The 13,754-nt window shown below is 69.0% G+C and carries 16 protein-coding genes; 5 read left to right on the top strand and 11 right to left on the bottom strand.

The features are described 5' to 3' along the window. Positions 1-92: 92 nt before the first annotated feature. From HCT63_RS10955 to HCT63_RS10940, 4 genes are read right to left on the bottom strand one after another with little or no spacing between them, the layout of a single operon-like run. Positions 93-785 (bottom strand): response regulator transcription factor, encoded by a 693-nt coding sequence (locus tag HCT63_RS10955; RefSeq protein ID WP_167004084.1) that lies wholly within the window; start codon positions 783-785, stop codon positions 93-95. Beyond that, entirely contained in the window at positions 782-1,939 is a 1,158-nt protein-coding gene (locus tag HCT63_RS10950; RefSeq protein WP_167004081.1) for a histidine kinase, read from the bottom strand. The genes HCT63_RS10955 and HCT63_RS10950 overlap by 4 nt, the downstream gene beginning before the upstream one ends. A gap of 5 nt (positions 1,940-1,944) precedes the next feature. Then, positions 1,945-2,664 carry an ABC transporter permease gene (locus HCT63_RS10945; protein WP_167004078.1) on the bottom strand — a complete coding sequence of 240 codons (720 nt, stop codon included), beginning with the start codon at positions 2,662-2,664 and terminating at the stop codon, positions 1,945-1,947. After that, the gene (locus tag HCT63_RS10940) at positions 2,661-3,578 is read right to left on the bottom strand and encodes an ABC transporter ATP-binding protein (RefSeq protein WP_167004075.1); all 918 of its coding nucleotides are present in this window, start codon (positions 3,576-3,578) and stop codon (positions 2,661-2,663) included. The genes HCT63_RS10945 and HCT63_RS10940 overlap by 4 nt, the downstream gene beginning before the upstream one ends. A gap of 200 nt (positions 3,579-3,778) precedes the next feature. Here HCT63_RS10940 and HCT63_RS10935 point away from each other — a divergent pair, with 200 nt between their 5' ends. Continuing rightward, positions 3,779-4,885 (top strand): hypothetical protein, encoded by a 1,107-nt coding sequence (locus HCT63_RS10935; protein ID WP_167004072.1) that lies wholly within the window; start codon positions 3,779-3,781, stop codon positions 4,883-4,885. A 71-nt stretch (positions 4,886-4,956) separates the two neighbouring features. On the opposite strand, the gene HCT63_RS10930 is transcribed toward HCT63_RS10935, so the two are convergent. Next, the gene (locus HCT63_RS10930) at positions 4,957-5,592 is read right to left on the bottom strand and encodes a hypothetical protein (RefSeq protein ID WP_167004069.1); all 636 of its coding nucleotides are present in this window, start codon (positions 5,590-5,592) and stop codon (positions 4,957-4,959) included. A gap of 184 nt (positions 5,593-5,776) precedes the next feature. Between HCT63_RS10930 and HCT63_RS10925 the strand changes: the two genes are divergently transcribed. The 4 genes from HCT63_RS10925 to HCT63_RS10910 all read left to right on the top strand — a co-directional run bounded on the left by HCT63_RS10925 (position 5,777) and on the right by HCT63_RS10910 (position 8,694). Continuing rightward, positions 5,777-6,922, top strand: coding sequence for a sensor histidine kinase (locus HCT63_RS10925; RefSeq protein WP_167004066.1), 1,146 nt, complete (start codon positions 5,777-5,779; stop codon positions 6,920-6,922). Then, positions 6,919-7,602, top strand: coding sequence for a response regulator transcription factor (locus HCT63_RS10920; protein WP_243842986.1), 684 nt, complete (start codon positions 6,919-6,921; stop codon positions 7,600-7,602). Before HCT63_RS10925 ends, HCT63_RS10920 begins: the two co-directional genes overlap by 4 nt. Before the next feature lie 66 nt (positions 7,603-7,668). Further along, positions 7,669-7,944, top strand: coding sequence for a hypothetical protein (locus tag HCT63_RS10915; protein ID WP_167004063.1), 276 nt, complete (start codon positions 7,669-7,671; stop codon positions 7,942-7,944). A gap of 21 nt (positions 7,945-7,965) precedes the next feature. Beyond that, positions 7,966-8,694 (top strand): AAA family ATPase, encoded by a 729-nt coding sequence (locus HCT63_RS10910; protein ID WP_167004060.1) that lies wholly within the window; start codon positions 7,966-7,968, stop codon positions 8,692-8,694. A 308-nt stretch (positions 8,695-9,002) separates the two neighbouring features. On the opposite strand, the gene HCT63_RS10905 is transcribed toward HCT63_RS10910, so the two are convergent. From HCT63_RS10905 to HCT63_RS10880, 6 genes are all read right to left on the bottom strand, one after another. Further along, entirely contained in the window at positions 9,003-9,803 is an 801-nt protein-coding gene (locus HCT63_RS10905; RefSeq protein WP_167004057.1) for an SRPBCC domain-containing protein, read from the bottom strand. Next, complete coding sequence (locus HCT63_RS10900) at positions 9,800-10,378, bottom strand: helix-turn-helix domain-containing protein (RefSeq protein WP_167004054.1); 579 nt, start codon at positions 10,376-10,378, stop codon at positions 9,800-9,802. Before HCT63_RS10900 ends, HCT63_RS10905 begins: the two co-directional genes overlap by 4 nt. Positions 10,379-10,524: 146 nt before the next feature. Beyond that, positions 10,525-10,815, bottom strand: coding sequence for a hypothetical protein (locus HCT63_RS10895; protein WP_167004050.1), 291 nt, complete (start codon positions 10,813-10,815; stop codon positions 10,525-10,527). Between the two features lie 236 nt (positions 10,816-11,051). Next, the gene (locus HCT63_RS10890) at positions 11,052-12,266 is read right to left on the bottom strand and encodes a cation:proton antiporter (RefSeq protein WP_167004048.1); all 1,215 of its coding nucleotides are present in this window, start codon (positions 12,264-12,266) and stop codon (positions 11,052-11,054) included. Continuing rightward, positions 12,248-12,772, bottom strand: a complete 525-nt coding sequence (locus HCT63_RS10885; protein ID WP_167004045.1) for a potassium channel family protein — start codon at positions 12,770-12,772, stop codon at positions 12,248-12,250. Before HCT63_RS10885 ends, HCT63_RS10890 begins: the two co-directional genes overlap by 19 nt. Positions 12,773-12,791: 19 nt before the next feature. Next, positions 12,792-13,748, bottom strand: coding sequence for a hypothetical protein (locus tag HCT63_RS10880; protein WP_208322376.1), 957 nt, complete (start codon positions 13,746-13,748; stop codon positions 12,792-12,794). Positions 13,749-13,754: the final 6 nt, after the last annotated feature.

The following is a 13,754-nucleotide window of genomic DNA, read 5'->3' as shown; positions in this document are numbered from 1 at the left end:
TCGCAGGGTGATGTGCTGTCAAACACGTCGCAGGAGTCTGCGTCGACAAGGAGACGCAGAAGCGTGTCGATGACGACGAGTGCGAAATGAGGTCACATGTTTTCGTGGGTGTCGTCGAAGGTGTCGACCGCGCTGACCAATCCATTCGCGTAGGCGAGGATGACCAGCTGCACCCGGTCGCGCGCGGCGAGCTTGGTGAGTACGCGTCCGAGGTGGCTCTTCACGGTTGCCTCGGTGACCACGAGCTTCTCGGCGATCTCGGCATTCGTGAGGCCGTGGGCGACCGAGACGAGCACCTCGCGTTCGCGCTGGGTCAGGGTGTCGAGCAGCGGTGATCGGCGTACGGGGAGCGCCGGGCGGGCGGCGAACTCCCGGATCAGTCGGCGGGTGATGGTGGGCGAGAGCAGTGCGTCGCCGGCATCGACGACTCGGATGGCTTCGGTGAGGCGGTCGCGTGGCGCGTCCTTGAGGAGAAATCCGGACGCGCCGGCGCGCAGTGCGCCATACACGTAGTCGTCGAGGTCGAAGGTGGTGAGGATCAAGACCCGTGGGGCGTGCTCGCAGTCGGACGCCGTGAGGCGTGCGGTCGCCGTGACGCCGTCCATGACAGGCATCCGCACATCCATGACGACCACGTCCGGCCCCAGTTCCGCCGCCCGCTCTACCGCCTCGACACCGTTCTGTGCCTCGCCGACGACCTCGATGCCGTCCTGGGTGCTGAGAAAGAGTCGAAGGCCCGTCCGGATCAGGTCCTGGTCATCGGCCAGCAGCACCCGGATGCTCACGGGGCCACCCTAACGGGCACGACGGCGACGACGCGGAATCCGCCCTCGGGACCTGCAGCAGCTTCGAGGGTTCCGCCGAGGAGTCGAGCACGTTCTCGCATTCCCACGAGTCCGTGGCCGGCCGCGGACGACTGCGCGACGGGACCCACTCCCCGGTCGGACACTTCGACATCGATGCGGCCGCGTCGGGTCCTGAGTCGGACCCGGGCGTGGTCGGTCTTCGCGTGGCGTAGGACGTTGGTGAGCGCCTCCTCCACGATCCGAAAGACCGAGAGGCCGACTCCTTCGTCCAGGGCCGGGCTTTCACCGTCAATCTCAAGGTCGACCGTGAGCCCGACGGCGCCGAAGCTGGCCACCAGCTCTGGCAGCTCGGCCAGACCCGGCAACGGCCGGTGCAGCGCCGCACCTGAAGCGGCGGCTTCGCCGGAGCGCAGGATCGTCAGCAACCGGCGGAGCTGAACGATGCTCTGTTCACCGCTGGACTCGACTTGTGCCAGGACGCTGGCAGCGGCTTCGGGTTCAGTCGACAGGACGTCTCGCGCGCCGCGTACGCCCACCAACATCACCGTGACAGAGTGCGCGACGATATCGTGGAGCTCCCGCGCGATCTGTGCGCGTTCCTCGTGCGCGGTGAGCGCCGCCCGTTGTTCGCGCTCGACCTGCGCGGCGATGGTGCGGGCGCGGAGGTCGGCATGGTGCAGGCGCCGACTCCGAAGAGCTGCGCCCGCCGCCCACACCGCCACCGGCGGCGGCACCGAGGTCACCGAGAGCGCCACCAGCACCGCGGTGGCACCGATCAGCGCAAACACGGCGACGCGGGTCCGACAACGCTCGGCGACGGTGAAGAGTGCGACGCAGACCAGCACTCCACCTGGAGACGCATCCAGGGCGAAAAGGGTGCCGGTGGCGGCGAGCGTGGCAGCCAGCAGCACCATCGGATGCTGTCGCCGCCAGAAGAGCGCCGCACCGACTGCCACGGTGAGGATCACCGGCACCGGCCGGGCGGTCGATTCGTCGTTGTAGAGCAGGCTCAGCTCGCCCACGACGCCGACCACGACGCCGAGCAGGTCGGCCAGCACCCGCTCGGCGCGAGGGCTGAGCCAGCGGCCGTCCCCCGGCGTGGTCAGCATGCGGGGGACGGCGAGCCGGGTCATGACCGTCACCCTAGATCTCGACGGCTCTCAGCGAGTATCGCGATCAGAGTGAGCCCGACGGCCCAGGCGGCAAGCGCCGTCGCCGACTCCGAGAAGGAGTGCGTTGCGCCGTGCACGCCACGGGTGAGCACCTGCATGCTGCCGGAGGGGGTGTAGTCGACCGCCGACGCGTCGATCGTTCCGACGAGTGGAGGCGCGACGAAGTAGACGACGATCCCCGCCACCACCGCCGCGATCTGGTTGCGGAGCAGAGCGCCGAGGGTCGCGCCAATCAGCACCGAGAGCGCCCCGGCGAGAACACATCCTGCGGCCAATGGCACCAAGTGGTCCGCGGTGAGGTCAGGACCGGGATGGTGGCCGTTGACGATGGGCACGCCGAGGGCGAAGGCGGCAACAGTCGTGAGCACCGCCACGGCCAGTCCGACGACGAGGGTTGCGCCGAGCCGGACGGCCGTGACCGTCGTGGAGCTCGTGCCGGAGACGAGGACGGTGGGTGCCGCGGTGCGATGCCGGAACTCCGCGGTGACGGCCACGGCGCCGAAGAACAACAGGAGCATCGGCATCCCGCCGAGCGCCTCTTCTTTCTCACCGATCTCGTCGAGCGTTCCGGAAGCGAGCCCGACCGCGACGACGTTGAGGATCGCCAGGACGACTGAGCCGAGCGCGAACCAGAGCGGCGTACGAATCGTCAGGAGCTTGCGCACCTCGCCCACCGCAATCCTCATGACTGCGCCCCCGTCAGCTCGAGATAGACGTCTTCGAGAGAGGTCGACTGTGGTGTCAGCTCCTGGAGTGTGACCTGTTCTCGGCGGGCCAGGTCAGCGAGGGCGGAGGCATCGAGACCGGTGACGAGGAACCGGCCGTCGGCCGACTCCACCGAGATCTGGCCGCCCGCGCGTACGACGCTCTCCGTGAAGTGCCCTCCATCCTCGGTGCGGACCCACACGCCGGCGGCGGGGGAGAGATCCGCAACCGCGCCGGAGTAGACCACGCGGCCCCGCTTGACGACGACGATGTCGTCGACCGCGCTCGCCGGCCCGCTGAGCTGGTGGCTGGAGACGAGGACCGCACGCCCGCGCTCCGCCCGGTCGCGCAGCAGCGTACGAAGCCAGTGGATCCCCTCCGGGTCGAGGCCGTTCGCAGGCTCGTCGAGCAGCAAGACGTCGGGATCACCCAGCAACGCGACTGCCAGACCGAGTCGCTGCCGCATGCCCAGGGAGAAGGTGCCGACTCGGCGACCCGCCACCTCGGTCAAACTCGAGATCGCCAATACCTCCTCCACCCGGGTGCCGGGGAGCCCGGCGAGCCCAGCGAGGATGCGCAAGTGTTGTCGCGCGGAGCGCCCGGGATGCGCCCCGCACGACTCGATCGCCACGCCCACGGTGCGGGCATCGGGGCGGCGGTCGGCCAGCGGCGTACCGGCGAGCAGCACGCGGCCGGATGTCGGGCGCGACAGACCGGCCAACATCGCCAGCACGGTTGTCTTGCCAGCACCGTTGGGCCCGAGGAAGCCGGTGACGGCGCCGTAGCGCACGGTGAAGGAGACGTCGTCGACCGCAGTGAGTCGGCCGTACCTTTTGGTCAGGCCTTCCGCTGTGATGACCGCGGAAGGCGGGGAGTGGGTGGATAGTCTCGTCATGTCGACAACGGTCCCGCTCAGGAGGGTGCTGAGTCATCCGACTGGAGACCACACTTTGTCTGCCACTCAGGTCGGAGAAGCGAGAGGGGTGCTGGCGAGTCAGAGCGCCTCTTCGCGTGAGCTGCTGAGCGACTTACGCTGGCTTCAGCGCCTGCGCCTGACCCCGACTCGGGGTCCGGTCTCAGATGAGGGAGACGCGCATGAACAGATTCACCCGTTCGTTCCTCGCGATCAGCGCCGGATTCCTCCTGGCGCTCGGGGCCCTGAGTCCGGTCGCCACCGCGACCGCAACGCCCGGGCAAACCGCGGTCTCCGCTCGCGGGCCCCTGGTCGAGATCCCGGCGAAGGCGGCAGTCCAGCGGGCAGTCCCTCCCAGCGAGTGCTCGGGCACCCTGCTCGACGACTACGTCGACGGGCTGCTCGGCGACATGACGAACGCACAGCTCGCCTTCCTCTTCGCCCACCTCGACACCCTGCTGAACGTTCCGACGTACGATGCGCTGTTCTTCGGCACCACCGGTGACCCGGACTACGCGCTCGAGTCGCACACCCACCAGCTCCAGAACACCTTCCGTGACCTGCGGCGGTTCTGGGACATCGAGTCTGACGACATCCAGCTGATGGCGATGCACGGGGACGTGCTGCTCGACGCCGACCGCATCGCAGCCACACTGACGGCCATGGTGGCGGCAGGGGAGATCGCCCCGATGACGCCCGCCGCGATCGCCCTCGAAGCCCAGACCGTCGCGACCTTCATGCAGTCGCAAGGGGGCTTCTACGACAACCCGCTCTGGACTTTGAACGCGTTCGCGTTCACCGGCGAGGGGGAGTCCGATCCGGTGATCTCGGCGCTGCCGGACAAGCTGGTCTTCGGCGACGGCATCCTCGCGGCGTACGACGCCATCGGCCTCGGCGACGTCGGCCCGCGGGTGATCATGGCGCACGAGTTCGCCCACCACGTCCAGTACGAGCTCGGCGTCTTCGACACCGGTCCGTCGGATCCTGCGGCGGCCACGCGCCGTACCGAGCTGATGGCCGACGCCATGGCGTCGTACTACGGCACCCACAAGCAGGGTCTCGCGATGAACAAGAAGCGGGTCACCGACGCGCTCCTGAGCTTCTACACCGTCGGTGACTGCCAGTTCGCCAGCCCGGGTCACCACGGGACACCGCTGCAGCGCGAGCGTGCCGCAGCGTGGGGTGCGGATCTCGCCGCCGCGGCCCAGCCCCGAAGCTACGTGCTCCCGGCTGAGACCTTTGTCGCGCTGTTCGAGGCTGCTCTGCTGGGCATCATCTCGGGGCCGTAGCCGCACAAAGCGGTGCGCTCACGCGTCAGGAGTGACGAAGGCCAGGCATCATCGTGATGCCAGGCCTTCGGTCAGACCAGCGACTCCGCCGGTCGCTCGCCGCCCCGGCTCACGCTCGGCCGCCGATGGGACACCGCCCAGATCCCGAAGACCAGCAGCCACAGCAGGTAAGCGCCTGCCGTGAAGTACAACGCCGCGGTGATGGCGCAGAGGCCGGCCAGCACGGTGAAGACGCGCAGCCAGACGGGCATCTCTGCCTTCGCCGCCAGCAGCAGTGCGACGATGCCGATGAAGAAGGCCGGTGCCGGCCCCGCGCACAGGTGACCGATCGTGCCGATCGTGTACGCAACCGACTGCGGAATCTCTTGTGCCTGCTCGCCGCCTTCGGCCATCGCGACCTGGAACCCGCCGAGCAACCACAGGCCGGTGACCGCGGTCGCCACGCCAGCGACGCACAGGCCCCAGATCAACCCGCCGACTCGTTCGAATCTGTCGCGGACCGCCCAGCCGAAGACGAGAAGCCCCAACGAGGCGAGGGCGCCGACGGTGTACAGGACGAAGTCGAGGTTGCGGTGGTGGCCTTCGATGAAGGCTTGAACATCGGCCTCGTGAAAGGTGCCGCCCATCGTGCCCGCAAAGCTCCAGGCGACGATGCCGGCAAGGAAGACGAGCAGTCCGAGGCCCGCACTGCGTGGGATGGCGTTCATGATTCCTCCTCAGAGTGAAGAGTGGTAGTGGGGTCGGTTCGATCCGACCGACCGCTTCGACGCTAGGCGGCTGTCGACGCGCACGTCGTCGTCGGCTGGGACGAGATCTGCTGACTGCGAGGAGGAGGCCGAAATCCTCCCGAAGGAGGACGCGCCGCGACATCTCTGGAAGTAACGTCGGGATGTGACCCGCAGGCATTGGGCCTTCGACATCGCAGTCGCGATCGCCGTCGGCGTGCAGGGGCAGGCAGAGGCATGGTGGGGCTACGGCGAGACCCACCGGCAGGGTCCGTTATGGGCACAGTCGGCGCTGTACGCGGTCCTGGCACTGCTCCTCGTCATACGCCGCTGGCGCCCGCTCACCTGCCTGGTGGCGATGACGGCGGCTTGTGCCGTCGAGCATGCGCTGTACGGGGCGCCGGAGGGGTTCGCGGTCGCCCTGGCGCCCCTGATCGCGACGTACACGTGCGCGCGGTGGCTGGAGTGGCGACGCTCCTGGATCGCGCTGGCGCTCGCGCCGGTGGCGTGGCTTAGTTGGTCGGCGTTCGATCCGATGAACGACTCCCTCGCAGACTGGTACGGCAGCAGCGTGTGGATGTCGCCCTTCGTCATCGCCTGGCTGCTCGGCGCGCTCGTCCGCAGCATCCGGATCAGCGCCGACCAGCGCCGGCAGGCACGTGAGCAGCGAGAGGCCCAGGCCGTCGCGCTGGAGCGCACCCGGATCGCCCGCGAGCTGCACGACGTCCTCGGGCACAGCGTGAGCGTCATGACGGTCCAAGCCTCCGCCGTACGTCGTCGGCTGACCCCCGATCAGTCGGTCGAGCGGCATGCCCTCGAGACCGTCGAGTCGGTCGGCCGGGAAGCCCTCGCAGAGATGCGCCGCATGGTCGGGGTGCTTCGCGAGGAGGGGACGCCGGGCGACCGCGAGCCGCCTCCCGGCATCGATCAGCTCGAGACGCTCTTCGAGAAGTTCCGCTCCGCCGGGCTGCCGGTCGACCTCACCATCTCCGGTACGCCCCGCCCGCTCGCACCGGGGCTCGACCTGACGGCGTACCGGCTCGTCCAGGAAGGCCTGACCAACGCCCTGCGCCACGCCCGCAACCCACGCGCAGCGCAGGTGGAGATGGACTACGGCGAGACCAGGCTACGGCTGTGCGTCAGCGACGACGGAGAACCAGCCAGGTTGGCGCATGCGGCCGTGGCCGAGGCGGGCAGCGGCCTGCTCGGCATGCGGGAGCGCGTGGCGGTGTACGGCGGCCGGCTGGTCGCCCGGCCGCTGCCCGACGGCGGCTTCGAGCTGCTCGCGACACTGCCGTTGGAGCCGGCGTGACAGCGCCCGCAGACACCGAGACCATCAGTGTGCTCGTCGTCGACGACCAGGCGCTCGTGCGCACCGGATTCCGCCTCATCCTTGAGATCGAACCCGACCTCACGGTGGTGGGAGAAGCGGCCGACGGTGAGGAGGCGGTCGACCTCGCTGCTGCCGTCCAGCCGGACGTCGTGCTCATGGACGTGCGGATGCCGGGCACCGATGGCATCACCGCGACCGAGCGCATCGTGGCGGCGGGCGGGGAAGATGTCCGCGTCGTCATGCTCACGACCTTCGACATGGACGAGTACGTCTTCGACGCGCTGCGCGCCGGCGCGAGCGGATTCCTGCTCAAGGACGTGCAACCGGAGTTCCTCGTCGCCGGCATCAGAGCGGTGCACGGCGGGGACTCCCTGCTGGCGCCCTCGATTACCCGACGGATGATCGAGACGTATCTGGATCGCCCACGTGCGATCGACCCTCGTGCTCGCAGTCGCCTCGACGCGCTCACCAACCGTGAGCGCGAGACCCTCTTCCACCTGGCCGAAGGGCTCACGAACTCCGAGATCGCCACGCGCATGTTCGTCTCCGAAACCACGGTCAAGACGCACATCGGTCACATCCTGACCAAGTTGGGCCTGCGTGATCGCGTTCAGGCGGTCATCTTCGCGTACGAGACCGGCCTCGCCGGAGAGCGCTGAAGCGTCACTTCGACCGCAGGCATTGCGCGAGGTCGTTGCGGGGTGTCGGGCGCACGGAGGATGGTGGTGTGCGTTCCTGACGTGACGCCCGTACCAGCAGAGCCCGCGGACGCGACGGCCGTACGCGAGCTGGTGCGCAGCGCGTACGCGCCGTACGTCCCGCAGATCGGGCAGGAGCCGGCGCCGATGACCGCCGACTACGTGCAGGCCGTCGAGGACGGGGACGTCCATATCGTACGCGACGCCGGCGAGCTCGTCGTCGTCGTGACCCGCGGGGGAGACGACCATGCGCAGGATCCGTTCGGGCGGGTGCATTTTCGGAAGGTGTGCGCAGTTGTCTGATCCTGCTGCGACAGTGTTCGCGTGACCTTCGACAAGCAGCCGGTCGTACGAGTCTCGGCGAGCCCGGGCGCGCCGCCGCCCGAGGACTGGTCTGGTGACATTCCCGCCGTGCAGCAGCTTCTCAGCGATGGCCTCACGCTTGCTCCGGGCGTGACCTTCCTCGTCGGAGAGAACGGGTCAGGCAAGTCGACCATCGTCGAGGCGATCGCCGTGGCGTACGGACTCTCCCCCGAAGGTGGCACCGCGTTCGGACATCACGAGACGCGCACGACGGAGTCAGACCTGCACGGCTCGCTGTTGCTGCAGCGAGGTATCGGAGCGAAGCGGTGGGGCTTCTTCCTGCGCGCGGAGACGATGCACGGCTGGTACTCGTTCATTGAGGAGCATCCGGACAGCCGCGATCCGGCCTTCCACGCGATGAGTCACGGCGAGTCCTTCCTTGCGGTGCTCGAGGCACGTTTCGACTCTCCAGGTTTCTATGTCCTCGATGAGCCCGAGGCGGCGCTCTCGTTCGCGTCGACGCTCGGGCTGATGGCACGTCTCGACACGCTGGCTCGGTCGGGCGCGCAGGTCCTCTGTGCGACTCACTCGCCGGTCCTTGCGTCGCTCCCGGGTGCGCGGATCCTTGAGGTGGGTCCGTGGGGTATGCGGGAGGCTCGCTGGGAGGATCTCGAACTCGTCCGTCATTGGCGGGCGTACCTCCAGACGCCCGATCGCTATCTGAGGCACCTCCTCGACGCCGACGCATGACACGAATCGCTCGGCGGGGCGAGCGCTCCACCGAAGCAGCGCGGCGGCAATGACGACGCCGACGAGCGAGAAGAAGCCGGTCACCACGGCGAACCCGGACAACGGGATCGTCTCGCCGGCAGAGACTTCGAACTCGACGCCGACGGCCTGGGCGAGCGCGGCGGCGAGCGTGGTGGCGACGACCGCGGCGAGTGCGGCGATGGCGCCGGTTCCGATGAGCCTGCGGAACCGGTGGATCTGGCCCGATGCCGGAGGTGCGACGACCCCGGCGTCATCCGTGCTGTCCATGGCGCTCCTCCGTCAGTCGGTCACTGGCTGCGTGTCGGGACGGAGAGCCCTTGCAGCCACGACTGCCAGGCCGGCTCTTCGCGCCGTACGTAGTCCGCGGCGTCGGCAGAGAACATGTAGGCCCGTACGGACGCCTTTGCGGTGCCGTCGCCCTCGTCGTACGCGAAGACGCTGAGCATCCCGGGCACGGGAGCGGCGAGCCGGACCAGCGTCTGATGCTCGCCGACACGCTCGACCGTGCCGGTGGCGCCGCGCAGCTCGACGGCCGCACCCACGTCGCCGAGCCCGAGCGCGTCGTGCATGGTCGACCAGAGGGTCTCCGCATCGGCGGGGTGGGACGCGGCGGCTTCCAGCGGCGTGGCCTCCTGGCCGGGGAAGTGCGCCAGATAGAGGCGCAGGTTGTCGAAGAACGGCATCCAGCCAGGGCTCAAGGTGTCCCACCACTCCGACTCCCAGTCGGCGCCGGTCCCGAAGCCGCTGCTGGTCACGCGGACGACGCAGGTGCCGCCGGACTGGGCCTCGACGAGGAACTCGGTCGTCAGCGGGCTGAGCGCGTCCGGGTCCTTGCCCATGAGGGCGGACCAGTCCTCCTCGAAGGCGAGGCGGCGCGGCGGGTCCCAGCCGGTGACGTGACCGTCCGAGCCCATCTCGGCGCCGATGGTGAAGTGCACGGAGCCGCCCTCGTGCTCCTCGAGCTCGGTCGGCAGATACCAGGAGCTCATGCCCTTGGCGGTGGCGATGGCCTGCCAGACCTGCTCCGGGGTGCCGGGGACCTCGACGCTGAACTCCAGGCGGTACGGGACGGTCGGTGTCGTACTCATGTGTTCTCCTCAGGAAGGGGGTGGGCGGCGACGACGAGCCGGTGCGGACGTCCGTCGTCGTGGTGGTAGCGAGCGGCTAGGTCGAGCACCGCAGCGGTCAGCTCGTCTGCGAAGGCAGCACGATCGGCGGCTGACCGGAAGCCGATCTTGGTGTCGATCGTGAGCGTCGGGAGGCGCTTGCCGGACGTCCCGGCCCGGCGTGCCAAGGTGCCGACCTCGCGCACCAGCCGCCCGGCGAGCGCGACGAGGTAGCCCGCCGACAGGTGGTCGGCGTTGGCGTCCGGATCGGCCGCGGACGCGCTGACAACAGCCGGCGACACGACGTACGACGACGCCGATGCCTGCAAGACCCGCTCGGTGATGCCGCCGTGGTGGCGCTCCTCGGACAGCTCCACCAGGCCGTGCGCCTCGAGCGCCTTGAGGTGGTAGTTGACCTTCTGTCGCGCGATGCCGACCCTGGCGGCGAGTCCGGCAGCGGAGGCTGGGACGGCCAGCTCTCCGAGCAGTCGGGCCCGGACCGGATCCAGGGCGGCGGCGGCTGCGTCCGCGCTCTCGATGACTTCGACGTCTTGCATGACTCCACCGTGCCCTTGACAAGAAATCTTGTCAAGGGACGATCGTCGGCCTGGTCATCGGCTCCGGGCTCACCTGTGCCCTCGAGATCCGGCTGGCGGGCCGCGCCGGTACCGAGTCGAGCTGGTGGTCGACGAAGCGCTGAGTCTCAGTCGGGGTCGTCGCTGTCGTCGAACACGTCGATCCAGTCGTCGTCGGGTTGCGGGAAGGCGTTCTCGCCGGACGCGAGAAGGCTGCGGGTGAACAGCTCCTGGTCCGACATCAGCTCCTTGAGGGCGGCTGCGAGATCGTTGTCGGCGGCGGCGCGGTCGGCGAGGACGGCGCGCAGGACGGAGCGGCGTACGAGTTCCTTGGCGAACGAGGCGGGGCCACGTCCGCGTCGGCGAGCCGAACCCTGCTGAGTTGTTCCGTCACGATCGCGACTTCGCTCGCCGTGCATCCGAGATGACGGTCGACGACGGCGGTGAGCGGGGACGAGTCCGAGCGCCGCTCGTGCTGGTCGACGACGTCGCGCAGGAAGCGGGAGAACGTGTCGACGAAGTCAGGGACGTCGGTCGTGAGCGAACACTGCCACGTGGCGGACAGCATCCGCGCGAAGTTCCGACATCGCGCCGGAGGTCAGTGCGAAGGGTCGAGGACGCGTCTTGGGTTCTTGTGTCGAGCTCGAGATGATCGTCATGGCGCCTCTTCTCTGTCGCCAGCGGGCTTTGGTGTCGCTGGGAACCTGTTCGCGAGCGGTACGGCGGTAATCCCGTGCACGACCACGCTGACCAGCACCGCGAGCGCGATGACGGCGACGACATCGGACCCCGCGTCGTCGTGCAAGCCTTCGAGCGCGAGCAGCGCGAAGACGACGGAGGCAAGGCCTCGGGGGCCGAACCAGCCGATGAAGAAGACGCCGTACCGGCCGAATCCTGCGCCGAGAAGGGCGAGTGCGACTGGGAGCATTCGTACGAGGGTGAGGCTCAAGGCGACGTACAGGACAATGCTCCAGCTCAGGTGGTCGCCGATCATGGGAACGGCGAGGGCGCCGAAGACGAGCCAGCAGATCATGGAGGCGAGGGCCCCCGTCTGCTCGACGAAGTAGACCTCCTTGTCGCCACCCCGCCCCGCGACGTTGCCGAAGACCAGGCCGCCCACGAAGGCCGCCACGAAGCCGTTCCCGTCCACCACGAGGGCTCCGGTGTACGCGAGCAGTGCGAGAGCCAGGCCGGCGGGGCCGGCGAGCTCCTCGGACAGCCACCGTCGGCGCCGGGCTTCCTTGATGACCGCGCCGCCGAGCCAGCCGATCACGACGCCCGCGACGACGCCTACGACGAGGGCGAGGACTGCGCGGCCCGGGCTGTCCACCCCGGCGATGCCCTCGTCCGAGGCGACGCCGGCGATCGCGACGAGCACGATCGGGGTCGCGATGCCGTCGTTGAGCCCGCTCTCGACGTTGAGGGCCCCTCGTATCGGCCCGGGGACACGCGGGTTCGACATCACCGAGGCGCCGAGCGCAGCGTCCGTCGGCGCGAGTGCGGCGCCCAGCAACAGCGCAGCCCACGGTTCGAACCCGAGCACGGTGATCGCCACGACCGTTCCGAGAGCGACGGTCAGTGGGAGCCCGACCCCGAGCAGACGGACGTACGTGCCGAGGTCCCGCTCGAACTGCATCAGCCGAACCTTCGACGCGTCGCTGAACAGGATCCAAACGAGCGTCACCTCGGCGATGGACTTCACCAGCTCGGGCTCGAGCTGGAGGTCGAAGAGTCCAGCCACTTCGGTGAACACGAAGCCCGCGGCGACGAACACGATCGGGGCGGTGAGGCCGGCGCGTTCGAGCCGGCTGGCGAGGACGCACCAGCCGAAGATCGTGACGAGTGCCACGGTCAGCGACAGGACTTCCATCGGTCATCTCCCATCTCGGTCAGAGGAGCTTGTGGATCACGGATCAGGTCGCGGTGCCCGCGTCCGCCTTGCCTCGTCATGACGACGAGCCGGGCAGTCTCGGACTGGGGTGAGATGTCGCCGAAGCCGACCGTGGCGAAGATGGTGACGGTGAAGTAGAGCGCGTCGGACCGGTTGAGCGGCTCGGTAAACATCGCGACGTCGTCAGCGCCGAGGACGAAGTACGTGGACGCGAACAGCAGCAGGAAGAGGGGCGTCGTGGCGGCGAGGGACTGGACCGCACGGATGCTCGGATAATCCGAGCGGACGATGGCCCGGGCCTGCCAGGCGATCATCGTGGCGAGCAGCGCGACGCCAACGACGAGCACGGCGAACACTGAGGCGTCCGAGAGGCGGTCCAGGGGCAGGACGTAGTACAGAACGACCAGGACCACCGAGGTGGCGAGTGCCCTGAGCGGTCCGCGTGTGATGAGCCGGCGTCGCCGCCGGGCGGTCAGGGGCACCATGGTCTCGAGCCGTTCATCGTCAGTCCCGTCGCCCGTACTGCTCCTCCGCGGTGTCGATGGTCAACCCTGAGCCGAAGTGCGGTCCGCCGCCGACGTTGTAGACCCCTGCGATGCGCTGAGGGTAGGAACCGGCGTCGATGATCGCCTCGGACCAGGTGTCAAGGTGATCGAGCAGCTCGTCGAGATCGTCGCCCAGCGCATCGAGGAGCGGCCGTTCGAGCTCGTCGGTACGGACCTCGATCTCTTCGCGGAAGGCCCGTCCGGCGTCGGTGATCTGCTCGTCGGCGGTCATCAGCCCACGTTCCCGGAGGCGTTGGAAGCCGGCATCCATGTCGGCATCGGTCCATCCGCGGCTGGGGGTGTAGGCACGGGGTGGCAGGCCCCACCACTGCTCGGTCAGGAGCAGCACCTCCACGGCGTCGGTGCCGCCGACCGCCCAGGTGATGACGTGACTGTCGCCGCGGTGCTCGCGTACCAGGTCGGCGGCCCGCCACAGGTCGCCCACGGGGGTCCCAGGCAATCCGAGCGAGTGCAATCCGGAGTAGATCGGGCGACCTGCCCAAGGCGCCGCGTCAGCCGCTCGGCGCAGCAGCTCGGTGACCCGGGCCACGTCGTCGGGCTGCTCGCCGAGCACACGCTGCAGCATCGCGGTCGCACCCTGCTCCCTTGCCGCGAGGATCGTTGGCCGGTCGGTGATCTGCCACCCGACCTTGGTGGCCGGCACCACGACCTTCGGATTGAAGCAGCCGAAGGCGGCAGCCACCACCTCACCTGGCACCTGCCCCAGACAGGCGCCGCGACTGGTGAAGTACGCCTTCATCTCCGGGCGAGCCACACCGTCCTGAGCGACCGGGCTCCCGTCGAACCCGAGCGCCTCGTACGCGCTGTGCGCCTCGGGCGCGAAGTACACCCCGGCCGCCACCGGCTCGACCGCGTTGCGTAGACGGCGCGCCTGCTCGCCGTACTCGGTCCCCATGGTCGC

It is taken from the genome of Mumia sp. ZJ430, assembly GCF_011751845.1.
Taxonomy (GTDB): Bacteria; Actinomycetota; Actinomycetes; order Propionibacteriales; family Nocardioidaceae; genus Mumia.
Note: the sequence above shows the minus strand (reverse complement) of the source record. Positions and strands in the feature narration are given on the sequence as shown.